The organism is Amycolatopsis sp. PSD-21 (genome assembly GCF_055561455.1).
Window position 1 is genome coordinate 2,317,111 of record NZ_CM145712.1, and the last position, 23,263, is coordinate 2,340,373.

Sequence of the window (23,263 nt, forward strand, 5' to 3'; positions counted from 1 at the left end):
TTGAAGAGCGGCGCTAGAAGTCGAAGCCTCCGCCGTCGAACCCGCCACCATCGAAGCCGCCACCGTCGAACCCGCCGGCGTCCCCGCCCATGTCTCCGCCCGCGTCGCCGCCGGCATCACCGGCACCGGCGTCCTCCTGGCCCGCGTCATAGCCCGACTCCCAGGCCGACGCGCTCGCGATCCCCGCCATACCGGAGAACATCGCGCTGAACAGCAGCATCGAACCGAGACCCCAGGCACCGGCGACGAGCGCGGGCTTCCACCACGGCTCGCTGTACCAGCCCTGCGGCACCGGACGGCCGGCCACGCGGCCGCCGGGGTAGTAGTGCGGCGTCCGCTGGCTCGGGTCCGGCGAAGCCTCGTAGTGCTCGCCCTCGACGTCGACCGAGCGGTACTCGGTGACCTTGCCCGCCCTGTCCCGCTCTTCGCTGCCGGGCAGTTCCGGACCGGGGTCCATGCCCATCGCGAGGCGGGCCGCGCGGACGTAGTAGAGCCCTTCGATGGCGGTCTCGCGCACCAGGCGGGCCTGCTCCACCGTCTGCGCCTGCTCCATCTGGGAGCCCGCCGCGGTGAAGCGTTCGGACGCGTCCGCCATCGCCTGCTGGGAGGCGGTGTCCGTGCCGGTGAGGTTCATGACCTGACCGCCGAGTCGTTCGACGAGGCGCCGTGCGTCCGCCTTCGCGTCGTCCAGCCGGCGCTTCTTGGCCGCCGCCTGGGATTTCGCGAAGTAGATGCCGCCGCCGACCACGACGACGAGGAGCACGATCAGGAAGATCGCGGTGCCCATGGGTTCACTCCAGGAATCGTTCGGCCTTTGCCCGGATCAACGCGGGGAACCCGCCGGGGGTTCCCCGAGGACACTGGCGGGTGAAACTAGAACACGTTATAGTTCGGCTCCATGAAGTTCACCCTGTCGATCGCGATGAATCCGCTCGATCAGCTGGGCGAGCTCGCCCGGGCCGCCGAAGAGGCGGGTTTCTCCTCGATCGCGCTCCCGGATTCCCTGTTCTATTCCGAGACGGTCTCGGCCGACTATCCGTACACGCCCGACGGCAGTCGCTTCTGGACCGAGGAGACGCCCTGGGCGGATCCGCTGGTCGCGGCCGCGTCGATGGGCGCGGTCACCGAACGGCTCACCTTCTACACCTCCGTGCTCAAACTGGGTTCCCGCAACCCGGTGCTGCTCGCCCGCCAGGTCAACTCGGTCGCCGCGCTGACCGGCGGCCGCTTCGGGCTCGGGCTCGGCGTCGGCTGGTCGCCGGAGGAGTTCCGCTGGTGCGGCGCGCCGTACGAGAAGCGCGGCAAACGCGTGGACGAGGCCATCGAGGTGCTGCGCCTGATCCTCGACGGCGGGATGGTCGAGTTCCACGGCGAGTTCTTCGACTTCGACAAGCTCCGGATGAGCCCGACGCCGCCGTCTCGGGTGCCGTTCTACATCGGCGGGCACACCGACGTTGCGCTGCGCCGGGCCGCGCGCGTCGCCGACGGCTGGTCTTCGGCGATGATGAAGTTCGACGACCTCCGCGACACGATCGCCAAACTGCGCGGGCTGCTGGCCGACCAGGGCCGCGCCGACGACCCCTTCGAGTACCAGGCCGTCTGCATCGACAAGTTCGGTCTCGACGGCTACCGCGAGCAGGGCGACATCGGCGTCACCGACATCATCACCATGCCGTGGGTGTTCGACGGCCTCGGTTTCGACGCCGAAGTCGGCCCGAAACTCGATTCCATCAAGAAGTTCGGCGACGAGATCATCGCGAAGATCGGAGACTGAACCATGGGTGTCGACGTCTGCTGGGATCCGGCCACCGAGCAGCCGCCCGCGCGGCAGGCCGCGTTCCGCTCGATGACCGCCGTCACCGCCGGGGACAAGGCCGCCTGGCTCGCGCTCTTCGCCGGAGACGCCGTCGTCGAGGACCCCGTCGGCCCGTCGATGTTCGACGAGGAGGGCAAGGGCCACCACGGTCAGGACGGGATCAGCGCCTTCTGGGACAAGACGATCGCGAATGTCGAACGTTTCCAGTTCACCATCCGCGATTCGCACGCGGCCGGTGACGAGGTCGCGAACGTCGGCACCATCACGACGTACCTGCCCGGTGGCTACCGCGTCGACACCGACGGCGTGTTCGTCTACCGGGTGCGCGAGGACGGGCTGATCGTGTCGATGCGCGCGTTCTGGGAGACCGAGCGCGCCATGGCCACGGCCAGGAAGGCCGACGAGTGACACCCGGGTAGGTTCCACGCCATGCGGGTCGGCGTGGTCAAGGTCGTGGTCCTGGTGGTGGGGTTCTACGCCTTGGCCACGCTGATCTTTCTTCTGCTCGCCTTCGGTGGCGGCTTCCTCCTGGCCGGGATCGGCAACGTCCCGCTGTTCATCCTCGCCGGGCTCGGCCTCGGGTCGCTGCTCGGCGCGGGGGTTGTAGCGCTCCTGCCGATGCGCCCGGCGCCCTTCGTACCGAAAGGGGTTCCGCTCTACCGCGACGACGCCCCCGAGCTGTGGGCGACCCTCACCGAACTGGCGGAGATGATCGGCACCCGGCCGCCGGATCAGGTCTGGCTCACCGCCGGGCCGGGGGCGTCGGTGGTCGAGGAGGCGCGGCTGTTCGGGCTGAAAGCCGGTCGCCGGTTCCTGTCGATCGGCCTTCCGACGCTCCAAGCGTTCTCCCGCGCACAGGCGCGCGCCGTGCTGGCACACGAGTTCGCCCACTACGCGCAGCTCGACGGCCGGACCAGCGTGACCGGCTACCGCTCCCACGTCGCCGTCGCACGGATGCTCGACCGCTTTCCCCGGAGCACGATCAACCCGCTGACGTGGCTGTTCCGCGGCTACGCGCGGCTGTTCGTCCTCACCCAGCGGGTGGCGAGCCGCCGTCGTGAGTACGGGGCCGACCAGGTCATGGGCCGGATCGCCGGACGGGCCGCCGCGCATTCGGCGTTGCGGCTGCACGCGCGGCTCGGCGAGGAGTGGACGCGGTATCTGAGCGTCCACGTCGGACCCGGCGCGGACGTCGGGATGGCCCCCGAAGACGTCTACGGTGGTTTCGCCGGAATGCTCGAAGCACGGCGCGAACGGCTGGCCACCATGGACGAGCCGATCCGGCTCCCCTCGCGCTGGGACACCCACCCGCCGACGACGGAACGGTTGTGGGCCTTGGACACCGCGCCCGACAAGTCCGATGTGGACGAACGTCCGGCGGTGGGCCTCCTCGCCGATCCCGTCCGGTCCGCCGCCCGGCTCGAGGAGGCGTCGTTCGACTTCGATGAGTGCCGTCGTCTCCCCTGGGACACGTATCCGCGTGAGGTGGCACTGGCGCGGCTGAAGGTCGACGCCGAGGCCGCGTACCGGGCCATCGCGCGGGCGTCGGGGCAGCCAGGCGGAAGCCTCGAAGCGCTGCTCACGTTGCCGGGAGCTGATGTCCCGGAGGACGGGCTCACGGCCGCCGTCGTGCTGGCAGCCTTGGCCGCGGGCACGATGCGGTTCGTGCACCGGTGGGACGACGAACCGGATTTCGTCCTCGCCGACGGTTCCTTCCTGGACTTCGAACTCGTCGAGGATCTGCTGATCGGCGAACCCGAGCACGCCGCGCGCGCCCGTGCGGCACTGGCGCGGCTGGGCATCGACCCGGCCGCCGCGCACGGCGGGGCGGAGCGGCTCTCACCGGGTGAGGCCCCGGTGATCGGCGGGCTGGCGAACGTGAAGTTCGACGATCGGCCCGGCCATCTGGTCATCACCGAACGCGGCCTGATCTTCTCGCCCGACCCGGAGGCCGAGGCCGGCTCCGGGAAGGACGCACTGCTCGCGCTGATGGCGCAGGCACCGTTCGCGGTCGCCGCGCGGGCCGGCGCGGTCTGGTTGCCGTATGAGGAGTTCTCACACGTGGAGAAGCAACGCGACATCCCGCTCAAGGCGACCGTGACCCTCTACAACGGTTTCGAGCACCGGATCCACACCGTCTACACCGGCTACGTCCACGAGAAGTCGCACGAGACGATCCTCAAGGTGCTCAGGTGAGCCGCTCCGCGCGCCGCGTCAGGTACTGCTTCTCCGGTTTGCTCGCGGTCTTGCCGGCGGCCCGGAGATAGGCCTCGCGCGCGGATCCGGTGTTCCCGGCCAGTTCCAGCAGGTGCCCGCGGACGGAATCGAGCCGGTGCGTCTGGCTCATCCGGCTGTCGTCGTCGAGTGTGGCCAGCAGTTCGAGGCCCGCTTCCGGCCCGTTGACCTCGGCGACCGCGACGGCACGGTTGAGCGTGACGACCGGGCCCGGCGAAACCTTCTCGAGCACGTCGTAGAGGGCGAGGATCTGCGACCAGTCCGTGTCGTCCGCGGTGGGCGCCTCGTCGTGGACGGCGGCGATCGCGGCCTGCACCTGGTACGGCCCGACCGGGCCCGCCTCCAGCGCCTCGCTCACCAGCGACACGCCTTCGGCGATCATCTCCGCGTTCCAGCGCGAACGGTCCTGCTCGGCGAGGGGGACGAGCGAGCCGTCCGCACCGGCGCGGGCGGCGCGGCGGGCATCGGTCAGCAGCATGAGCGCCAGCAGGCCGGTGACCTCGTCCTCGTCCGGCATCAACCGCCGGAGCAACCGGGTCAGCCGGATCGCCTCGGCGGTCAGGTCCGCGCGGTGCAGGTCGGGGCCGCCGCTGGTCGTGTAGCCCTCGTTGAAGATCAGGTACAGGACCTGGAGGACGACGCGGAGCCGTTCGGCCAGCTCCCCGGCGGGCGGCAGGACGAAGTCGGCGCCCGCCTTCTTGATGGTCTGTTTCGCGCGGCTGATCCGCTGGGCCAGCGTCGATTCCGGGACGAGGAAGGCGTTCGCGATCTCGCCCGTGGTCAGGCCGCCGACGGCGCGCAGGGTGAGCGCGAGTTGCGACGGCGGGGACAGGGAAGGGTGGCAGCACAGGAAAAGGACGGTGAGCGTGTCGTCCGAATCGGACACAGTGGCTGGAGCGGGGGCCATCAGCGCGTCGTTCTCCTCGCGCCGCCGTCGCGCGCTCTCGCTGCGCCACTCGTCCACCAGCCGCCGGGTGGCGACGGTCGCGAGCCAGGACTTCGGACTGTCCGGGATGCCCTGCTCCGGCCATTGCTGCGCGGCCGCGAGCAGGGCTTCCTGGACGGCGTCCTCGCAGGCGTCGAACTGCCCGTGCTTGCGCACCAGCAACCCGATGACCTGCGGGGCCAGCTCCCGCAGGAGCGCTTCCACCTGACGATCGTCCTTCACGACGCCAGTCTTACCTCATACGCGCGGTCAGGCGACGGGGGAGTAGTGCGAAGCGTCGCCTTCGAGGGATTCGCTCGGCACCCCGTCGATACCCACCGGCACGTCACCCGCCACGGTCACCCGGTTCAGGCGGCGGGGCAGGTCGTCGTAGTTGTCGACGGCGTAGTGCTGGGTGATGCGGTTGTCGAACAGCACCAGCTGGTTCGGCTCCCAGCTCACCCGGACGACGTTCTCCGGCCGCGTCACGTAGGACTGCAGCAGCCGCAGGACGTCCCGCGACTCGCCCTTCGACAGCCCGATGATCCGCTGCGCGAACCCGCCGATGTACAGCCCGCGCTCGCCGGTCACCGGATGCACCCGCACCACCGGGTGGACCGTGCGGAACTTCTGCGAGACGAACACTTTGCGTCGTTCCTGCTCCGCCTCGTCGAGGGTTTCCGGCGCCTTCGCGTAGTCGTAGTCGTTGGTGTGCTCGGCGCGCAGCGTGTCAGCGAACGCCCGGAGCGGTTCGGGCAGATCCCGGTACGCCGCGGCCGAGTTGGCGATCAGCGTTTCCCCGCCGTACGGAGGGACGACCAGGCTGCGCAGCGTGCTGGCCTTCGGCGGGTTGAGCACGAAGGTGACGTCGGTGTGCCACTGGTTCGCGCGGCCCTGCTCGCTGTCGACCGGCAGGATCGCGGGCTCGCCGTCCACGGACGGGACGGTCGGATGCGCCTTGGTCAGTTCGCCGAACCGCTCGGCGAACCGCTGCTGGCCCGCGTCGTCGAGGTCGACGCCCGAGAAGACGAGCGCCTTGTGCTCGTGCAGGGCCTCGGTGAGGAACGCGACGGTCGCGGCGTCGAGTTCCCCGGCCGGGTCGACGCCGAGGACGTGCGCGCCGATCCTTCCGGTGATCTTGCGGACCTCGACCTGGGTGTCGATGGCGGTCATGCGGCGTGCTCCTTCACTGGGGTGCGGTGGACAGGGCGGGCGAGGCCGTAGTGGCCGCGCAAGGTCGTGGCGGTGTACTCGGTGCGAAACAGGCCGCGCTTCTGTAGCTCGGGGACGACGAGGTCCACGAAGTCCTCGAGACCACCCGGAAGCGTGGGCGGCATGACGTTGAAGCCATCCGCGGCGCCCTCGGTGAACCAGTGCTCCAGCTGGTCGGCGACCTGCGTGGCGGTGCCGGCGAACACGCGGTGCCCACGGCCGCCCGCGAGCCGCTCGATGAGCTGGCGGATGGTCAGGTTCTCGCGCCTCGCCAGGCCGGTGACCAGCTCGAACCGGCTCTGCGCGCCTTCGGTGAACGTGCCGACGTCGGGCAGCGGACCGTCGAGCGGGTACGCCGTCAGGTCGTGGTCGAGCATGGTCGACAGCTGCCGCACGCCGTACGCGGGCGTGATGAGGGCGTTGAGTTCGGCCTCGCGCTCCTTCGCCTCGGCCTCGGTGCGGCCCAGGATCGGGCTGATCCCCGGCAGGATCTTGATCTCGCCGGGAGAGCGGCCGTATTTCGCGAGCCTTCCCTTGACGTCGTCGTAGAAGGCCTTGCCCTCGGCGAAAGTCTGCTGCGCGGTGAACACCGCCTCGGCGAACCGGGCCGCGTATTCCTTGCCCGTCTCCGAAGAACCGGCCTGGACGAGCAACGGATGACCCTGCACCGGACGCGGGATGTTCAGCGGCCCGCGCACCTGGAAATGCGGGCCGTCGTGGTCGATCGGGTGGATGCGGTCGGTGTCGGCGTAGACCCCGGTCGCTTTGTCGACGACGGCCGCTCCGTCGTCCCAGCTGTCCCAGAGTTTCTTGGCGACCTCGACGAATTCGGTGGCCCGTTCGTAGCGCAGCGCGTGCGAAGGCCTGGCGTCGCGGTTGAAGTTGCGGGCCTCGTCCTCGCCCGCCGACGTCACGATGTTCCAGCCCGCGCGGCCACCGCTGAGGTGGTCGAGCGACGCGAACTTCCGCGCCAGGTGGTACGGCTCGTTGTAGGTCGTCGACGCGGTGGCGATCAGCCCGATGCGCTCCGTCGCCCCGGCCAGCGCCGACAACAGGGTCAGCGGCTCGAACAGGGTGTGCGAGTTGTAGCGGACGTTGCCCCACAAGGCGACGCCGTCCGCGAGGAACAGCGAATCGAGCTTGCCGCGCTCCGCCGTACGGGCGATGTCGACGTAGTGCTTCAGCGTCGCGGCGCGGTGCGGATCCGTGCTGGGATGCCGCCACGCCGCCTCGTGATGACCGTTCGGCATCACGAACGCGTTGAGGTGCAGGTGTTTCATGACTTCTCCTTGACCCGCCAGGTGGAGAACCGCCGCTCCAGCGCGACGAAGCCCGCGTTGATGGCCAGGCCCAGCACCGAAACCGTGATGATCGCGGCGTACATCTGCTGGATCTGGAAGTTGACCTGCGAGTTGTTGATCAGATAGCCGAGCCCGGCCTTGGCGCCGACCATTTCGGCGGCGATCAGGATGAGGATCGAGTACGCCGCCGCCATCCGGATCCCGGTGAAGATGGTCGGCACCGCCGACGGCAGGATCACCTTCCGGAACAGGCTCGGGCTCGACAGCCCGAGCGAACGCGCGGCCTTGACCAGCAACGGATCCACGGTGTTCACCCCGGCGATCGTGTTGAGCAGCACCGGCCAGACGCAGGCGTAGACGATCAGCGCGATCTTGGACACCTCACCGATGCCGAGCAGGAGCGTGAACACCGGCAGCAGCGCCAGCGCGGCGGTGTTGCGGGCCAGCTCCAGCAGCGGGTTCAGGAACTCGGCTAGTGGCCGGTACCAGGCGATCAGCAGGCCGAGTGGCACCGAGACGCCCACCGCGATCACGAATCCGGCGGCGGACCGGCCGAGGCTCGCCAGCAGATGGTCGGCCAGCTGCCCGTTGAGGACGAGTTCCCAGAGGGCGACGAGGTCTTCCGACAACGGCGGCAGGAAGGTCCTGGTGCTTTCGTCGAGGACGTATCGGGGAGCGAGCTCCCAGACGGCGAGGAAGAGCAGGATCGCCGCCGAACTGCGGAACGCCTTGCGCAGCGGGTTCTTCCTGCGGGGCTTCTCGGCGATCTTCGGTCCAGTGTGGACTTTCGGCGCTTCGAGTGTCGCGGTCATGCGGCCCTCCGGATCTCGTCGTGCAGCAGTTCCCACAGCCGGTGGCGGTGGGCCACGAACGCGGGTGCCGAGCGCAGGTCGTCGTTCGAGCGGTCGCCGAGGTCGATGTCGACGACGGCCTTGAGCCTGCCCGGCCGGGACGTGAGCACCGCGACCTTCTGTCCTAAATAGACGGCTTCTTCGATGCTGTGGGTGATGAAGACGATGGTCTTGCCGGTGCGCAGCCAGATCCGCCGCAGTTCCTCCTGCAGCAGTTCGCGGGTCTGGGAGTCCAGTGCGGCGTACGGCTCGTCCATCAGCAGTACGTCCGGGTCGTAGGCGAGGCTTCTCGCGATCGCGACCCGTTGTTTCATGCCACCGGAAAGCTGGTGGGGGAGATGGTCTTCGAAGCCGGAAAGCCCGACCAGGCCGAGGAATTCCCTGGCCCTGTCCGCGCGCTGCCGTTTGGTCAGCGTGCCGCCTTCGAGGCCGAACTCGACGTTGGCGCGGGCGGTGCGCCACGGGAACAGCGCGTACTGCTGGAACACGACCCCGCGGTCCAATCCCGGCCCGGTGACCGGTTTCCCGTCGATCAGGACCTCGCCGGAGGTGGGTTTCGCGAGCCCGCCGAGCAGATCGAGCAGCGTGGACTTGCCGGAACCGCTGGGGCCGACCAGCGAGAGGAACGTGCCCTCCTCGATGTCGAGGGAGACGTCGTCCAGCGCGGTCAATGTGCCGAAGGTCTTGGTGACCGAGCGGAGACTGATCTTGGCGGTCATGCGCCACCGCCTTCGCGGTACGGGTTGAATTCGTTGGTGTAGATCTTCTTGAGGTCGACCTGGTCGTTCTTGATGAAGCCGGACTGCTTGAGCCAGCCGGTCCAGAGGGTGTAGTCGTGGTCGGAGATCAGCCCGCCCTTGGTGACGCCGGTGCTCTTCCAGTACTTGAGCGTGTCGGTGTTCTCGTTGCGGCCGCGGTTCTGGATGATCTTGGTGAACCGGGCGATCACCTCGTCGCGTGGTGTGGTGCGCGCCCATTCGATCGCCTTGGCCACGCCGGTGACGAAGGTCTTCGTGGTCTCCGGGTACTTCTTGATGAAGTCGGTCCGCAGCACGTACGGCCCGCCGTTGTAGGGGCCGAACGCCTCGACGTCCTTCACGATCGGCCGCACGCCGCCTCCCGCCACGGCGCGGTCCTGGAGGACGCCGTTGAGTGCGGCGACGTCGATCTGGCCGTTGCGTAGGGCTTGTTCGGTGTTGATCGGCGGGAGGACGACCAGTTGCACCTGGTCGATCTCGGCGTCGGAGAGGCCGCTGCGCTTGAGCCAGGTGTCGAGGGCGGCCTCCAGGTTCGCGCCGACGGTGTTGACGCCGACCTTCTTGCCGATGAGGTCGCGTGGCGTGCGGATCGGGCTGTCCTCCTTGACGTAGAAGCCCAAGAAGGTCTTCTCGTCGGAGCCGTAGTAGTTGACGACGGCCTTGATCGGGGCGCCGGCGTCGACGAGTTTGGCGACCGCGCCGGTGAAGGCGCCGCCGAAGTCGGTCTGGTCGGTCGCGGCGGACTGGATGTCCTGCGGCCCGCTGATCGTGTTGCCGACCCATTTGAGTTTGACCGGGCCGAAGTACCCGAGATCCTCGGCGAGTTCGGGGAAGGTGACGTTGTTCGCCGATCCCTGGTAGCGGAGTTCGAGCTTCTCCGGCTGCCCGGCCACGCCGGCCGGGGTCGCGGAGGCGCCGCAGCCCGACAGCGCCAATCCGGCGATGAGCGCGGCGATCAAGGGCACTGGTTTCTTCACGGTGGGCTCTTTCGTTCGGGTTCGCGTCGTTGAAGAAGATTCTTCGCAGGCCCGGCGATGAGCGTCAATTTTGCGATTTAGTGAAGTAACTCAGGAGGCGTTCGCCAGCTTCGTGAAAAGCGGATCCTCATAGAGGGCGTTCAGCATGACCGCGCCACCGGCGGTCGCCAGTTCGGTCCCCGGAAAGCTGGACGCCACAACGTTTTTCGACGGGTCCTGGCAGATCCAGGAGCGTCGGGCGACCTCGTCCCGGATCGTGGAAAGGCAGCCTTCGACGTCGCGTACACTCTGGTCGAGCACGATGAGGATTTCCGGATTGAGGACGTCGAAGAGCAATGCGGCGGCCTGTCCGATGATTCTCGCGCGTTCATGGAAAAGGGTGACCGCGCTTTTGTTCCCCGACGCCGCCAAACGGAGTACGTCGGCGAAGATCGGTTTTTCGACGATTTGCGCTTCGACGGCTTTGCGCGCGACCGTGCGCTCCGAAACGGTGGCTTCGAGACAGCCGGATCGCCCGCAGCGGCAAGGCTCCTCGCTGTCGTCGACCCGCAGATGCGCGACGGCGCCCGCCGCCGACCGCGGTCCATGATGGACGGTGTCGCCGGTGGCGAAGGCGGCGTCGACCACGTTGCCGGTGAACAACTGCACCACGCTGCGGCGCGCTCTCGGTTGCCCCAGCAGGCGTTCGGCGTGGATGAGTGCCCGCGAATGCCCGTCGACCCGGACGTCGAGACCGGTGACCTCGGTGAGCAGATCGCGCAGCGGGACCCCGCGCCAGCCGAGCAGACCGTGCTCCACCACGGTTCCCGACGACTCGTCGACCCAGCCGCCGGTCGCCACGCCCAACCCGAGCGGCGTCCGCTCCGGCGCGTGTCCGACAAGGAGGTCGTCGAGCAGCTCCGCGATCTGCGCGGCCTGCACGGCGGGTTCGGCGCCGTGATGCGGGGTTTCGTGCTGCGCCAGCACTTTCCCGCGCAGATCCAGCAGCCCGACGGTGAGATGGTCGACCGCGACATGCGCTCCGCACACCACGAACCGTCCCGTGTCGAGGTCCACCGGCACGAACGGCCTGCCGACCGCGCCGGCGACCTCGGGCAGCTCGGTGAGGAACCCGCGGCGCATCAGCTCCGCCACATGCCCCGTGACGGCCGCGGCGCTCAGCCCGGTGCGGCGCGCGATGGTGCTGCGCGCGATCGCCCCTTCGTCCAGCACCACGCGGAGCACCGCGCTGGCACTGGCGCTCCGCCTGCCGGTCACGGTGCCGATGTTCGCAAGCGGGTGCCGGTGGGCCTAGGGCTCTCACGATCCGGGAGTGCTCAGCCTTCGGAGGAATCGTGCGCTGCGTTCGCAGTGGTCCTCGTATCCCCGCGCGCGATAGAAGGCGTGCGCGGCGGTCCGGTGGCGGGAGCTGGTGACCTCCATGGTGTCGCAGCCCCAGCGCAGCGCCTCCGCTTCGGCCGCGGCGACCAGCTCGCGTCCGATGCCCGAGCCTCGCCGGGTCTCGTCCACCACCAGGGCGACGATCCGCCCACCGGACCCCGGCCGCTCGAGAAGCGGGATCGCGACGACCGCGACGACACCGACCACCGTTCCGTCCGCCTCGGCGACGAACGCCGCACCCTCGGGATGGCGGGCCCAGCGTTCGAGCCGTCCGCGCACGTCTGTCTCGTCGTTGTCCGGGTAACCGAGCTCGGTGAGGAGGGCGGTCACTGCGGGGGCGTCGGTGGGGCGGGCGTGGCGAATCTCCATGATCCTCATCTTGCCTGGGCGGGCAGGCCGCCGACTCGGAGTGAGGGGTGTGTGGAAACAGGGACGTTGAGTGTCCCTGTTTCCACACACCTGTCGTGATCGGTCCGGTCACGACGGGACCGTGTGGATTTCGGGTCATCCAACGCACCGAAATCCACACGTTCGATGTCGCCGGTCCACGTCCGCGTCGAGCGGCTGCCGGCCTGCACTGAGACGTGGATCAGGTCCATCGAAGCGGAGGGTCGCCGCGCTCAACGCCGGCCAACGTGCGGCACCGTACGTGTGCCCGTACTGCGGAGCGAAGGAAGGTACGTGCGACGGCCGCTGGATTCCGGACATCCTCACGAGAACCCCGGAGTGGGAGACGAGCGTTCGCCGAGGCCGTGCTCTACACGATGTGCGACAAGCCCTACGCCGTCTGGTCCGGGTCCGTGTTGGCCAAGACCTCGCAGTCGCAATACCCGCCGGCGTCCGCAAGAGCCTCCCGGAGCGTCGGCCAGTCCATACCCCGCTCCGACGCCCACACCTCGGTCAGCCGGACGCTGTGGTCACAGCCTTCGGCGCCAAGCCGCTCATCCAGCCAGTCATACAACGCGTCCAGCTCGGCACGATCAAGCCCCAGCGCATTCCAGGCGGCGGCACGCTGCTGCTCCTTGTACGCGTTGCGCAACGCCTTGCGCCGCGCCGCCTCACCCGAGTCCACAAACCCAGTGTGCAACACACCTGATCAGCACTGAACAGGCCTTAGGCCGCGTTCCGCTCGGCGGCGAGGCGAGCTCGGGGGCGGGCTGGAGAGTGCGAGGCGGCAGGTGAAAATCCTCAAAGCGGAGTGTCACACTAGCCTCCGAAGCGGCTCCGCCGCTCCGAACGAGGGTGTTCATGCAGGCCAAAGGCCTAGGGTCGGGATGACAGGATTTGAACCTGCGACCCTCCGCTCCCAAAGCGGATGCGCTACCAAGCTGCGCCACATCCCGTGACTTCCCCGATCTCCCGGGGGGTGTGCGCACAGCCTAGCGGGTCACGCTAAGCTGTTTTCGCACCCGGTACTCCGGGGGCACGCGGGTGTAGCTCAATGGTAGAGCCCTAGTCTTCCAAACTAGCTACGCGGGTTCGATTCCCGTCACCCGCTCCATCGCTCCACATTCGAACCCGCAGGCGCCTGGCCTGCGGGTTCTTTCGCGTCCGGGGGAAGCATCGGCGGGCTCGCGTGTCCGGACGGACGACACGCGTGTCGTCCGCAGCATCACGCGTGTCGTCCGATCGGTCACGCGAGGCATCGGTCCAGGTGGTCGTGAGTGGCGTTTCGGGTTCTAACCCGAAACGCCACTCACGACCAACCCAGCCCAACGCCTCAATCCGACTCGGCGGGGGCCACGGCCTGCGAGAGGCCGCTGGACGCGGCATCCGCCTCCAGGTGCGCGGCGATCAGGTCCAGCAGCTTGTCCGTGTCGACGGGCTTGGTCACGTAGTCGTCCGCGCCCGAAGCCAGGGTCCGCGCCTTGTCCTCCGCGGTCGCCTTCGCCGTGACGGCGATCACGGGCAGGTCTTCGTGTGCGGCCTCCGCGCGGATGGCGGTGATCGTGGCGTTGCCGTCCAGTTCCGGCATCATCACGTCCATCAGGACGAGCGCGGTGTCCTCGTGCCGTTCCAGCGCCCGGATGCCGGCGACGCCGGTCTCGGCGTAGATGACCTCCAGTCCGTTGCGTTCCAGCACGGCGGCCAGCGCGAAGACGTTCCGCAGGTCGTCGTCGACGATCAGGATCTTCTCACCGTGGAACCGCTGTGCCGGCGCGGAGGGGGCCACCTGCGGCACCGCCATGATCAGCGGGACCCCGCCGGCCGCGGCGGTGGTCGGGACGACCAGGTTCGACGCGCTCACCGGCAGGTACAGGGTGAACGTGCTGCCCTTGCCGGGTTCGCTGCGGACGCGCAGTTCGCCGCCGAGCAGTTCCGTGAGCTGCTGGCTGATCGACAGGCCCAGCCCGGTGCCGCCGTACTTGCGGCTGGTGGTGCCGTCGGCCTGGCGGAACGCGTCGAAGATGATCGCGAGCTTGTCCGGCGCGATGCCGATCCCGGTGTCCTCGACGGCGAACGCGAGCACGCCGGGGGCGTTGCGGAGCGAGTCGGCTTCGACCTCGCCCGGATCGGCCATCCGGATGTGCAGGCGCACGCCGCCCTCGTCGGTGAACTTCGCCGCGTTGGACAGCAGGTTCCGCAGCACCTGCTGTACGCGGTGTTCGTCGGTGTGGATCGACGAAGGCACCGGCGGGTCGATCAGGACGGCGAACTCCAGGCCCTTGTCCGAGGTGAGCGGACGGCAGATCGATTCGACGTACTCGACCAGTTCGGGCAGCGTGACGTCGGACATCTGCAGGTCCAGGTGACCGGCCTCGACCTTGGCCATGTCGAGGATGTCGTTGATCAGCTGCTGCAGGTCGCTGCCCGCCGAGTAGATCGTCCGCGCGAACTGGACCTGTTTCTCCGACAGGTTCCCGTCCGGGTTCTCCGAAAGCAGTTTCGCGAGGATCAGCGCGCTGTTCAGCGGAGTCCGCAGCTCGTGCGACATGTTCGCCATGAACTCGGACTTGTACTGCGACGCCATGGTCAGCTGCCCGGCACGCTCTTCGAGCTCCTGCCGCGCCTGTTCGATCTCGCTGTTCTTGACCTCGATGTCGCGGTTCTGCTGCGCGAGCAGTGCCGCCTTCTCCGCGAGATCCGTGTTGGACCGGCGCAGTTCCCGTTGCTGTGCCTGCAACTGCTCGGATCGGGCGCGCAGTTCCTGTGCCAGGCGCTGGGATTCGGTCAGCAGTGCCTCGGTGCGGGAGTTCGACTGGATGGTGCTGACGTTGACCGCGATGGTCTCCTTCAGCTGCTCCAGCAGGTCGATGTGGACGGTGCTGAAGGCGTTGATGGTCGCCAGTTCCAGCACGCCGAGCACCTCGCCCTGGAACAGCACCGGCAGCACGATCACGTTCACCGGAGCGGCCGAACCCAGCCCGGACGAGATGAGCGCGTACTCCGGCGGGGCTTCGTGGACCAGTATCGTGCGGCGGTCGACGGCGGCCTGTCCGATGAGCGATTCGCCGGGGGAGAACCGCAGCCCGGTCTGGGATTTCGCCAGCCCGTAGGTCGCGATGCTCTCCAGGACCACCTCTTCCTGCTCGTCTTCGCGGGCGAGGAAGAACGCGCCCTGCTGCGCGGACACGAGAGGGGTCAGCTCGGACAGGATCAGCGACGCCACCGAAGCGAGGTCCCGGTGCCCCTGCATCAGCGCGGACAGCCTGGCCAGGTTGGTCTTGAGCCAGTCCTGCTCGCGGTTCGCCCGGGTGGTCTCCTTCAGGTTCGCGATCATCTGGTTGATGTTGTCCTTGAGCTCGGCCACCTCCCCGGACGCGTCGACGGTGATGTGCCGGGTCAGATCGCCCGCGGTCACCGCGGTCGCCACCTGCGCGATCGCCCGCACCTGGGTGGTCAGGTTCCCGGCCAGCTGGTTCACGCTTTCGGTCAGCCGCGACCACGTGCCCGCGACACCGGGCACCTCCGCCTGACCGCCGAGCGTGCCGTCCGTGCCGACCTCGCGGGCGACACGGGTGACTTCGGAGGCGAAGGCCGAGAGCTGGTCGACCATCGTGTTGATGGTGGTCTTGAGTTCGAGGATCTCGCCGCGCGCGTCGATGTCGATCTTCTTGGACAGATCGCCCTGCGCCACCGCGGTGGTCACCGTCGCGATGCTGCGGACCTGGCCGGTCAGGTTGTCGGCCATGACGTTCACGTTGTCCGTCAACGCCTTCCACGTGCCCGCCACGTTCGGCACGCGGGCCTGGCCGCCGAGGATGCCTTCCGTACCCACCTCGCGGGCGACCCGGGTGACCTCGTCGGCGAACGCGCGCAGCGTCTCGACCATGCTGTTGATCGTCTCGGCGAGGACCGCGACCTCGCCCTGCGCGTCGATCGAGATCTTCTTCGACAGGTCGCCGTTCGCCACCGCCGTCGTCACCGTGGCGATGCTGCGCACCTGGTCGGTGAGATTGGTGGCCATGACGTTGACGTTGTCCGTCAGGTCCTTCCAGGTCCCGGCGACGCCGCGCACCTGCGCCTGGCCGCCGAGCTTGCCCTCGGTGCCGACCTCGCGGGACACCCGCGTGACTTCGTCGGCGAAGGCCGACAGCTGGTCGACCATGATGTTGACGGTGTTCTTGAGCTCCAGGATCTCGCCGCGCGCGTCGACGATGATCTTCTGCGTCAGGTCGCCCTTCGCCACCGCGGTGGTCACCTGGGCGATGTTGCGGACCTGGTCGGTCAGGTTCTTCGCCATGAAGTTGACGTTGTCGGTGAGGTCCTTCCAGGTCCCGGCCACGCCGGGCACCTGCGCCTGACCGCCGAGCCGCCCGTCGCTGCCGACCTCGCGGGCGACGCGGGTGACCTCGTCCGCGAACGCCGACAGCTGATCCACCATGGTGTTCAGCGTGTTCTTCAGTTCGAGGATCTCGCCCTTGGCGTCGACGGCGATCTTCTGCGAGAGGTCGCCCTTCGCCACCGCCGTCGCCACCTGGGCGATGTTGCGGACCTGCGCGGTGAGGTTGTTCGCCATGAAGTTGACCGACCCGGTGAGGTCGCGCCACGTCCCGGCGACCCCCGGTACCTGCGCCTGGCCGCCGAGCTGACCTTCCGTGCCGACCTCGCGCGCCACCCGCGTGACTTCGTCGGCGAACGACGAGAGCTGGTCGACCATCGTGTTGACGGTCGTCTTGAGCTCCAGGATCTCGCCGCGCGCGTCGACCGTGATCTTCTGCGTCAGGTCGCCCTTCGCCACCGCGGTGGTGACCTGGGCGATGTTGCGGACCTGGTCGGTCAGGTTGTCGGCCATCTGGTTCACCGAGTCGGTGAGCCCGCGCCAGGTGCCCGCGACGCCCGGCACGGTCGCCTGGCCGCCCAGACGGCCTTCGCTGCCGACCTCACGCGCCACCCGCGTGACCTCGTCCGCGAACGAGGACAGCTGGTCGACCATGGTGTTCAGCGTGTTCTTGAGTTCGAGGATCTCGCCCTTGGCGTCGACGTTGATCTTCTGCGAGAGATCGCCCTGGGCGACCGCGGTCGCCACCTGGGCGATGTTGCGGACCTGGTCGGTCAGGTTGTCCGCCATCAGGTTCACCGAGTCGGTGAGGTCGCGCCACGTGCCAGCGGCGCCGGGGACCTGCGCCTGGCCGCCGAGACGGCCTTCGCTGCCCACCTCGCGGGAAACCCGGGTCACTTCGTCGGCGAACGACGAGAGCTGGTCGACCATGATGTTGACGGTGTTCTTGAGCTCCAGGATCTCGCCGCGCGCGTCGACGTTGATCTTCTGGGTCAGATCGCCCCGCGCCACCGCGGTGGTCACCTGGGCGATGTTGCGGACCTGGTCGGTCAGGTTGCTGGCCATGACGTTGACGTTGTCGGTGAGATCACGCCAGGTGCCCGCCACGCCCGGGACCTCGGCCTGGCCGCCGAGCCGTCCTTCGGTGGCGATCTCGCGGGCCACTCTGGTGACCTCGGTCGCGAACCGCGAAAGCTGTTTGATCAGGCCGTTGACCGTCTTCGCGACCTCGGCGAACTGACCCTGCAGCGGCCGCCCGCCGACTTCCAGGGGCATCGGCTCGGACAGATCGCCCTCGGCGACCGCCCCGAGGACGCGGTTGAGCTCGGCCGTGGGCCTGCTCACGTCCTCGATCAGGCCGTTGACGACGTCGACCGCGGTGGCCCAGCCGCCGGGGCCGATCTCGGCCGCCACCCGCTCGGTCAGCCTGCCTTCCTTGCCGACCGCCTCGCGGACGCGCAGGAGCTCGGTCACCAGTCGCTGGTTCCGCTCGGCGATGTCGTTGAAGGCGCCCGCGAGCTGGGCCGCGAGCCCGTCGCCGTGCGCCACGAGCCGCCGGCGGAAGTTGCCGTCCCCGAGGTCACGAGCCGCCGCGAGCAGGCGTTCCAGGGTCGCTTCGTCCACCTGGCCGCCACCACCTTCCACGGGGATCCGGTCCCTTTGGGAGTGCTGTGTCATCTGTGTCGACCCTCTCCACCACGCATGCCAAGCCATGGTCGTCGCATCAGCGTGCCATGATTCGACCTACACTTCGAGCCAGTCCGCCCGCTCACACTGCGCTACCCGCAAGGCAGGAGGAGGTCCGGGAATGGTGTCACGGCCCGCCCCGGCCTCGACGTCGCTCCCCTCGGAGTCGTCGCCCCCGGCGAGCGAGGGAGCCCTGCCCGAATCCGGGCGGTTCTGGCGTGAGCTGCTCGAAGACGTCCGTGACGCGGTGCTCGTGCAGGACGTCGGCGGCGCGTTGCGCTGGTCGAATCCCGCCGCCCGCGAGCTGTTCGGCGGCGGCCGCCCGGTGCTCACCGCGGAAGGCCCCGACGTCGGGCATGTCGAGCACACCGGCCGCCGGTTCCCCGCGCGGATCCGGACGTTGCCCGGCGGCTGGCACGCGTGGACGGTGACCTCCGCGGTCGCGGCCGACGGCCCGCGCGTGGACGGTTTCCTCGCCGCTTCGGCGCCCCGGCTCGCCTCCGCGCGGGGCAGGCACGGGACGGCGAAGGTGATCGCGGAGGTCGCCGCGGCCGAACTCGCGGACTGTGTCTTCGTGCTGCTGCCGACCACTCGCGGCCGGTGGGAGTGGTGGAGCTGCGATCACCGCACCACCCACGGGCACGGCCGGATCAGGCGCGTCCCCGCCCAGCTGGCGCCGGTGCTCGCCGGCACCTTCGCCTCCACGGACGAACTCGAAGCCAAGGCGGTCCCGGAGGAGGAGATCGCGGCCCTGCCGGCGATCGTCGCGGAACGGCTCGCCGTCCATTCGTCGGTGACCGTGGTATCGCTGGGCTTCGACGGCGGCTCCGGGGTCACCGGCGCGGTGGTGCTCGGCAGGCGCGGCGCGCCCGCGTTCGGCGAGGACCACCCGCGAGCGGTAACCGAGTTCGCCCGCGCCGCCGGGACGGCGCTGGCGAACGCGCACCGCTACGCCCGCCAGGAAGAGGCCACCCGCGGCCTGGAGACCACGCTGCGCCCGACGCCGCCCCCGGACGTCCACGGCGCCAAGTTCGACGTCTGGTACGAGCCGTCGGGCGGACTGCTCGACGTCGGCGGCGACTTCTACGACGTCCTGCCGCGTGAAGGCGGCGGCGCGATGTTCGTCCTCGGCGACGTCTGCGGCAAGGGGGCCGAGGCGGCCGCGCTCACCGGCCGCGTCCGGCAGACCCTCGCCGCGCTCGACCTCGTCGAGCACGACAACACGACGTTGCTGAGCCTGCTGAACTCCTTGCTCATCACCGGCGGCAGCGGCCGGTTCGCCACGCTGGTGCTCGGTTCGGTGCTGGCCGGTGAAGACGGTCTCGGCGTCACCTTGGCCTCCGGCGGGCATCCGGCGCCGCTGGTGGTGCGCCGCCGCGGCGGCGTCGACGAGATCACCCTGCCCGGCACGCTGGTCGGGATCTCCCCGCAGGCCCGGTTCGCCGAGACCGCCATCCGGCTGGCCGAGGGCGACGTCTGCCTGCTCTACACCGACGGGATCACCGAAGCGCGGCATCACGAGCGGCCGTCGGACCTGTTCGGGGACGAACGGCTGCGTGACCTGCTGGCAGGCTGCCGGGGGATGTCCGGCCGCGAGGTCGTCGCCCGGGTTCGTTCCGCGGTGCGGGAATGGCTCGGCAGCGGGACGCACGACGACATCGCCGTCCTCGCCATCGAAGCCTCACGCCCCGTTCAGTAGCCGCACCACCGCCCGCTCCACGATGTCGCGGGCCTCGTCGGGACTGTCCGCCTTCGCGGCTCGCCGTACCGCGCGGGCGACGGTCCGGTCCCGCCGGTACGCCTCGACCACCCGAGGGTCCACATAGGACCGTCGCGCCACGGCGGGTGTGTTGCCGAGCCCTTCGGCGACTTCCGTCATCACGGCCTTCTCGACCCGCTTCAATCCTCGTTCGCTGGAAGGCTTTTCGGTGTCCGCGAAGGCCGAAGCGGCCAGGACGGTGGCGTTCCAGGTGCGCAGATCCTTGGCGGTGAAACCGTCGCCGACGATTTCCCGGAGCCGGTCGTTGATGTCGTCCGCTTTCACCTCGTGCCAGCCGTCACCGTCGCGGTAGGCGAGCAGGCGCACGTCGCCGCCCCGCACCCGCCGCAGGGAGCGGACCAGCCGCACCAGTGCCTCGTCCCGCAGCCGGACCTTCCGCTGGATGCCGTGCTTCGCGGGGTAGTCGCACACCAGGCATTCACCGCGGAGCTCGACGTGCTCGCACAGCAACGTCGCCACCCCGTGGGTGCCGTGCTCGTCGGCGTAGCTCTCGCCACCGGTGCGGAAGACCCCGAGGTCGATCATCCGCAGGGCGCCGGCGAGCACGCGTTCCCGTTTCAGGCCGCGAGAGTCGAGATCCCCCTGGACCGTCTCGCGCAGCTTGGGCAGCTTCCGCGCCAGTGCGAGGACGCGATCGTGTTTCTCCTCGTCCCGGGCCCGTCGCCATTCGGGGTGGTAGAGGTACTGCTTCCGCCCGGCGTCGTCGATCCCGACCGCCTGGATGTGGGCGTTCTCGTGCGGGGAGATCCACACGCGCCGCCACGCGGGCGGTATCGCGAGCGCGTTGATCCGCTCGATCGTCTCCCCGTCCTTCAGCGGCTCGCCGTCCGGGGTCAGATAGCCGAAGCCACGACCTCTGCGCCGCCTCCGGATACCGGGGGACCCCAGGTCCGCTCGCCGAAGTCGCATGCGGGCAGATACCCGCCGCGGCGGGAGTTCATGCCCATGGTTCGGCGGTCGCGGTCCGGGGTAGTCCGAAAGCGACTACGACCTCAGGAGGGAACCCGATGGCGACATCGCTGAACGGACGCCGCGTGGCCATCCTCGCCGCGGACGGCGTGGAACAGGTCGAGCTGGTCGAGCCGCGCAGGGCGGTCACCGACGCCGGGGCGACGGCCGAAGTCGTCTCGCTGGAGCCCGGCGAGATCCAGGCCATGAACGGCGACATCGACAAGGCCGAGAAGTTCACCGTCGACCGGGTCGTCAAGGACGTCACGGTCGCCGACTTCGACGCGCTCGTGCTGCCCGGCGGCACGATGAACCCGGACAACCTGCGCGCGGACGAGGACGCGGTCCGCTTCGTGCGCGACTTCGTGAACAGCGGCAAACCCGTCGGCGTGATCTGCCACGGGCCGTGGACGCTGGTCGAGGCCGACGTCGTCCGCGGCCGCACGCTCACGTCGTATCCCAGCATTCGCACCGACATCCGCAACGCCGGCGGAACCGTCGTCGACCAGGAGGTCGTCACCGACGGCAACCTGACGTCGAGCCGCAATCCGGACGACCTGCCCGCGTTCTGCGCCGAGATCGTCACCCGATTCGCCGGTTAAACGAGTGGCGCGCGTCACAGAACTGGGGGATCGTGGTGGTGGGGAAGGAGGTGCCGCGATGACCGTGCATGCCAGACGCTACGGCCGCTGGTGCCGTGAGCATTTCGAGACCGAGCACGAGCCGGAACGGGCGCGGCCCGCGGAGACCACGGCCGCGCCGGAGGTCACCGACGCCCAGGCCGAACAGGCTCAGGCGGGTGACGCCCCGGAGGGGAGACCGGGCTCGCTCAACTGACGGAGCGCCGGTACCAGACCCGCTTCGGGCCGGGGAGGCCGATCCGCGAGACCAGGTCGGTCACCACGCCGCCGATGATCAGCCACAGCAACGCGGCGAGACCGTCGTTGAACAAGGTGCGGAGTTTGAGGCCGTCCGGGGTGAACAGGTTCCGCAGGCCGAGTGAGACGGCGCGCGACCACTGGTCGATCAGCTGCGCGAACCCGTTCCCCGGGTTGGCTTCGCCGAACACCAGCAGGATGTGCACGATCAGCACCAGCGCGGAGATCCAGCACACCGCGTGGACGACGGCGTTGACGACCCGCACGACGCGGATCCTGCCGGGTGTCCGTTCGACGATCTCTTCTTCCTGCGGCTCTCGCGGGTCGTTGATGTAGGTCATCGCCGTCTCCCATCATCGTCCACAGTGGACACCCGTACCGTGCGGTCGCTCAGCCGGGTGGACCGGGCCTGCTGCTCTTCGTCGTCGGCGGGCCGGGCTTGGTCTTGCTCGGCTTGCCCGAGGTGCTCTGCCGGTCGCTTGCGGCGGTCGTGTCCCTCGGCGCGGAGGTGGCCTCGGTGCTCCGGGCGCCTGTCGGATCCGCGCCGGAAGCCGGGACCGCTTCGGTCACCACGACGGTGCCGTTGCTCGCCTTCGGGCCGCGGGTGGGCACCTCGACGGCCTCCGAAACCTGCGGCCCCAGGCCTGCCACCGGTCCCGAAGTGCCGGTCACCGCCGGGGGAAGCATCCCTTCCGGCCGCGACGGCGCGGGCGTACCCGTCTGGTTGAGGGCCAGCATGACACCGAGGGTGATCGCGGCGGCGGGCGCGCTGACGGCGGCGACCACCGCCGCCCGCTTACGGGTGGCGGGCGCGAGACGGACCACCTTCGTCCCGGTGGAATCCTCCAGCAGGATCCGGGAGATGGCCGCGGCCGTCGGACGCTGCGCCGGTTTCCGCGCGGTCATCCCGCGCAACAAGGTCGTCATGGTCACCGACAGCCCGCCGGGGATCCGCGGCGGCCGGTGCAGTCTGCCGACCGCGGCCTCGACCGGCGTCCCGGTGTACTCCCGCTCGCCGGACAGGCATTCGAGCAGGACGAGGCCGAGGGAATAGATGTCGGCGGGCGGGCCGACGTTCTCGCCGCGGACCTGTTCGGGCGCCATGTACGCCGCCGTGCCGACGACGCCGCCGGTCTCGGTCACCCTGGTCGCGTCGAAGGCGTGCGCCACGCCGAAGTCGCCGATCAGCGGGCCGTCGCCGTCGATCAGGATGTTCGCCGGTTTCAGGTCACGGTGGGTGATGCCGTGCGCGTGGACGTGGGCGAGCGCGTCGGTCAGCCGGGCGGCCAGCTCGACGACCTCGTCCTGGGGAAGCGGGCCGGACCGCAGGCGCTGGGCCAGGTTCGGGCCCTCGACCAGGCGCATCGTGAGATAGGTGTAGCCGTCGTCGGAGCCCGCGTCGTACAGCGGGACGAGGCCGGGGTGACGGACCGCGCTGAGGGTCTGGATCTCCTGCTCCCGGCGGCGCTCGTCCCTGGCCATCGTGTCCGCGTGGAACAGTTTCAGCGCGACTTCGCGTCCTTCGCGCAGGTCCCAGGCGCGGAACACGCGTGCGGTCGCGCCGCGGCCGAGCAGCTCGCGGACCTCGTACCGGCCGGCGAGCCTGCGCGGCAGATGGTCCGGGTCGTGGACGTTCAGGCTGAACCGGCGCTGTGTGGTCCCGGGGTCTTCTTCCTCATCACCACCAGCACGCGCACCCGCGTCGTCCATCGGTGCTACCTCCGTCTCACCGGCCGAACGCCGTATACCCGGTCCGGCCCCGGGCGAAACAAGGTTTGCGAGAGTACCGGAGA

Annotated in this window: 20 protein-coding genes and 2 tRNA genes; 7 read left to right on the forward strand and 15 right to left on the reverse strand. The window is 69.3% G+C overall.

The window, feature by feature from the left end; translation table 11 throughout:
* Positions 1-13: 13 nt before the first annotated feature.
* On the reverse strand, positions 14-787 hold the full coding sequence (locus ACZ1DY_RS11300; protein WP_465484286.1) for a hypothetical protein: 774 nt from the start codon (positions 785-787) through the stop codon (positions 14-16).
* 111 nt (positions 788-898) lie between these two features.
* On the opposite strand from ACZ1DY_RS11300, the gene ACZ1DY_RS11305 reads away from it, so the two are divergent.
* The 3 genes from ACZ1DY_RS11305 to ACZ1DY_RS11315 are packed head-to-tail and all read left to right on the forward strand — an operon-like array spanning position 899 to position 4,012.
* On the forward strand, positions 899-1,774 hold the full coding sequence (locus ACZ1DY_RS11305) for a TIGR03619 family F420-dependent LLM class oxidoreductase (protein WP_257488385.1): 876 nt from the start codon (positions 899-901) through the stop codon (positions 1,772-1,774).
* A 3-nt stretch (positions 1,775-1,777) separates the two neighbouring features.
* Entirely contained in the window at positions 1,778-2,224 is a 447-nt protein-coding gene (locus ACZ1DY_RS11310) for a nuclear transport factor 2 family protein (protein WP_465484287.1), read from the forward strand.
* Between the two features lie 21 nt (positions 2,225-2,245).
* Positions 2,246-4,012 carry a M48 family metallopeptidase gene (locus ACZ1DY_RS11315; protein ID WP_465484288.1) on the forward strand — a complete coding sequence of 589 codons (1,767 nt, stop codon included), beginning with the start codon at positions 2,246-2,248 and terminating at the stop codon, positions 4,010-4,012.
* Here ACZ1DY_RS11315 and ACZ1DY_RS11320 read toward each other — a convergent pair.
* The 10 genes from ACZ1DY_RS11320 to ACZ1DY_RS11365 all read right to left on the reverse strand — a co-directional run bounded on the left by ACZ1DY_RS11320 (position 4,005) and on the right by ACZ1DY_RS11365 (position 12,798).
* A complete protein-coding gene (locus ACZ1DY_RS11320) occupies positions 4,005-5,219 on the reverse strand; it encodes an RNA polymerase sigma factor (RefSeq protein ID WP_465484289.1) in 1,215 nt (404 codons plus the stop codon). The two genes, ACZ1DY_RS11315 and ACZ1DY_RS11320, sit on opposite strands and share 8 nt — an antisense overlap.
* A gap of 27 nt (positions 5,220-5,246) precedes the next feature.
* Positions 5,247-6,149, reverse strand: coding sequence for a TauD/TfdA dioxygenase family protein (locus ACZ1DY_RS11325; protein ID WP_465484290.1), 903 nt, complete (start codon positions 6,147-6,149; stop codon positions 5,247-5,249).
* Positions 6,146-7,468 carry an LLM class flavin-dependent oxidoreductase gene (locus ACZ1DY_RS11330; RefSeq protein ID WP_465484291.1) on the reverse strand — a complete coding sequence of 441 codons (1,323 nt, stop codon included), beginning with the start codon at positions 7,466-7,468 and terminating at the stop codon, positions 6,146-6,148. The genes ACZ1DY_RS11325 and ACZ1DY_RS11330 overlap by 4 nt, the downstream gene beginning before the upstream one ends.
* The gene (locus ACZ1DY_RS11335; protein ID WP_465484292.1) at positions 7,465-8,301 is read right to left on the reverse strand and encodes an ABC transporter permease; all 837 of its coding nucleotides are present in this window, start codon (positions 8,299-8,301) and stop codon (positions 7,465-7,467) included. The genes ACZ1DY_RS11330 and ACZ1DY_RS11335 overlap by 4 nt, the downstream gene beginning before the upstream one ends.
* Positions 8,298-9,059, reverse strand: a complete 762-nt coding sequence (locus ACZ1DY_RS11340) for an ABC transporter ATP-binding protein (protein WP_465484293.1) — start codon at positions 9,057-9,059, stop codon at positions 8,298-8,300. Before ACZ1DY_RS11340 ends, ACZ1DY_RS11335 begins: the two co-directional genes overlap by 4 nt.
* The gene (locus ACZ1DY_RS11345) at positions 9,056-10,075 is read right to left on the reverse strand and encodes an ABC transporter substrate-binding protein (RefSeq protein WP_257488379.1); all 1,020 of its coding nucleotides are present in this window, start codon (positions 10,073-10,075) and stop codon (positions 9,056-9,058) included. Before ACZ1DY_RS11345 ends, ACZ1DY_RS11340 begins: the two co-directional genes overlap by 4 nt.
* Before the next feature lie 90 nt (positions 10,076-10,165).
* Entirely contained in the window at positions 10,166-11,332 is a 1,167-nt protein-coding gene (locus tag ACZ1DY_RS11350) for an ROK family protein (protein ID WP_465484294.1), read from the reverse strand.
* A 42-nt stretch (positions 11,333-11,374) separates the two neighbouring features.
* On the reverse strand, positions 11,375-11,824 hold the full coding sequence (locus ACZ1DY_RS11355) for a GNAT family N-acetyltransferase (RefSeq protein ID WP_257488377.1): 450 nt from the start codon (positions 11,822-11,824) through the stop codon (positions 11,375-11,377).
* 409 nt (positions 11,825-12,233) lie between these two features.
* Positions 12,234-12,542 carry a DUF2695 domain-containing protein gene (locus tag ACZ1DY_RS11360; protein ID WP_465484295.1) on the reverse strand — a complete coding sequence of 103 codons (309 nt, stop codon included), beginning with the start codon at positions 12,540-12,542 and terminating at the stop codon, positions 12,234-12,236.
* A 182-nt stretch (positions 12,543-12,724) separates the two neighbouring features.
* Positions 12,725-12,798 (reverse strand) — tRNA-Pro (locus ACZ1DY_RS11365).
* An 84-nt stretch (positions 12,799-12,882) separates the two neighbouring features.
* Here ACZ1DY_RS11365 and ACZ1DY_RS11370 point away from each other — a divergent pair.
* A tRNA-Gly gene (locus tag ACZ1DY_RS11370) sits at positions 12,883-12,956 on the forward strand.
* A 219-nt stretch (positions 12,957-13,175) separates the two neighbouring features.
* Here ACZ1DY_RS11370 and ACZ1DY_RS11375 read toward each other — a convergent pair.
* Complete coding sequence (locus tag ACZ1DY_RS11375) at positions 13,176-17,801, reverse strand: HAMP domain-containing protein (protein ID WP_257488346.1); 4,626 nt, start codon at positions 17,799-17,801, stop codon at positions 13,176-13,178.
* A 184-nt stretch (positions 17,802-17,985) separates the two neighbouring features.
* On the opposite strand from ACZ1DY_RS11375, the gene ACZ1DY_RS11380 reads away from it, so the two are divergent.
* Positions 17,986-19,563, forward strand: a complete 1,578-nt coding sequence (locus ACZ1DY_RS11380) for a SpoIIE family protein phosphatase (protein ID WP_465484296.1) — start codon at positions 17,986-17,988, stop codon at positions 19,561-19,563.
* Here ACZ1DY_RS11380 and ACZ1DY_RS11385 read toward each other — a convergent pair.
* A complete protein-coding gene (locus ACZ1DY_RS11385) occupies positions 19,546-20,553 on the reverse strand; it encodes a DNA topoisomerase IB (protein ID WP_465484297.1) in 1,008 nt (335 codons plus the stop codon). The two genes, ACZ1DY_RS11380 and ACZ1DY_RS11385, sit on opposite strands and share 18 nt — an antisense overlap.
* A gap of 98 nt (positions 20,554-20,651) precedes the next feature.
* Here ACZ1DY_RS11385 and ACZ1DY_RS11390 point away from each other — a divergent pair, with 98 nt between their 5' ends.
* A complete protein-coding gene (locus ACZ1DY_RS11390; RefSeq protein ID WP_257488343.1) occupies positions 20,652-21,194 on the forward strand; it encodes a type 1 glutamine amidotransferase domain-containing protein in 543 nt (180 codons plus the stop codon).
* Positions 21,195-21,252: 58 nt separating this feature from the next.
* Complete coding sequence (locus ACZ1DY_RS11395; protein ID WP_465484298.1) at positions 21,253-21,429, forward strand: hypothetical protein; 177 nt, start codon at positions 21,253-21,255, stop codon at positions 21,427-21,429.
* On the opposite strand, the gene ACZ1DY_RS11400 is transcribed toward ACZ1DY_RS11395, so the two are convergent.
* Together ACZ1DY_RS11400 and ACZ1DY_RS11405 are read right to left on the reverse strand one after the other, a co-directional pair.
* Positions 21,422-21,811 carry a hypothetical protein gene (locus ACZ1DY_RS11400; RefSeq protein WP_465484299.1) on the reverse strand — a complete coding sequence of 130 codons (390 nt, stop codon included), beginning with the start codon at positions 21,809-21,811 and terminating at the stop codon, positions 21,422-21,424. The genes ACZ1DY_RS11395 and ACZ1DY_RS11400 overlap by 8 nt on opposite strands.
* Before the next feature lie 49 nt (positions 21,812-21,860).
* On the reverse strand, positions 21,861-23,180 hold the full coding sequence (locus tag ACZ1DY_RS11405; protein ID WP_465484300.1) for a serine/threonine-protein kinase: 1,320 nt from the start codon (positions 23,178-23,180) through the stop codon (positions 21,861-21,863).
* Positions 23,181-23,263: the final 83 nt, after the last annotated feature.

Excerpts from the sequence above, each read along its gene's own strand:
- ACZ1DY_RS11300 (WP_465484286.1), bottom strand. The coding sequence starts at position 787 with ATGGGCACCGCGATCTTCCTGATCGTGCTCCTCGTCGTCGTGGTCGGC.
- ACZ1DY_RS11305 (WP_257488385.1), top strand. The coding sequence starts at position 899 with ATGAAGTTCACCCTGTCGATCGCGATGAATCCGCTCGATCAGCTGGGC.
- ACZ1DY_RS11310 (WP_465484287.1), top strand. The coding sequence starts at position 1,778 with ATGGGTGTCGACGTCTGCTGGGATCCGGCCACCGAGCAGCCGCCCGCG.
- ACZ1DY_RS11315 (WP_465484288.1), top strand. The coding sequence starts at position 2,246 with ATGCGGGTCGGCGTGGTCAAGGTCGTGGTCCTGGTGGTGGGGTTCTAC.
- ACZ1DY_RS11325 (WP_465484290.1), bottom strand. The coding sequence starts at position 6,149 with ATGACCGCCATCGACACCCAGGTCGAGGTCCGCAAGATCACCGGAAGG.
- ACZ1DY_RS11330 (WP_465484291.1), bottom strand. The coding sequence starts at position 7,468 with ATGAAACACCTGCACCTCAACGCGTTCGTGATGCCGAACGGTCATCAC.
- ACZ1DY_RS11335 (WP_465484292.1), bottom strand. The coding sequence starts at position 8,301 with ATGACCGCGACACTCGAAGCGCCGAAAGTCCACACTGGACCGAAGATC.
- ACZ1DY_RS11340 (WP_465484293.1), bottom strand. The coding sequence starts at position 9,059 with ATGACCGCCAAGATCAGTCTCCGCTCGGTCACCAAGACCTTCGGCACA.
- ACZ1DY_RS11355 (WP_257488377.1), bottom strand. The coding sequence starts at position 11,824 with ATGGAGATTCGCCACGCCCGCCCCACCGACGCCCCCGCAGTGACCGCC.
- ACZ1DY_RS11380 (WP_465484296.1), top strand. The coding sequence starts at position 17,986 with ATGGTGTCACGGCCCGCCCCGGCCTCGACGTCGCTCCCCTCGGAGTCG.
- ACZ1DY_RS11385 (WP_465484297.1), bottom strand. The coding sequence starts at position 20,553 with ATGCGACTTCGGCGAGCGGACCTGGGGTCCCCCGGTATCCGGAGGCGG.
- ACZ1DY_RS11390 (WP_257488343.1), top strand. The coding sequence starts at position 20,652 with ATGGCGACATCGCTGAACGGACGCCGCGTGGCCATCCTCGCCGCGGAC.
- ACZ1DY_RS11395 (WP_465484298.1), top strand. The coding sequence starts at position 21,253 with ATGACCGTGCATGCCAGACGCTACGGCCGCTGGTGCCGTGAGCATTTC.
- ACZ1DY_RS11400 (WP_465484299.1), bottom strand. The coding sequence starts at position 21,811 with ATGACCTACATCAACGACCCGCGAGAGCCGCAGGAAGAAGAGATCGTC.
- ACZ1DY_RS11405 (WP_465484300.1), bottom strand. The coding sequence starts at position 23,180 with ATGGACGACGCGGGTGCGCGTGCTGGTGGTGATGAGGAAGAAGACCCC.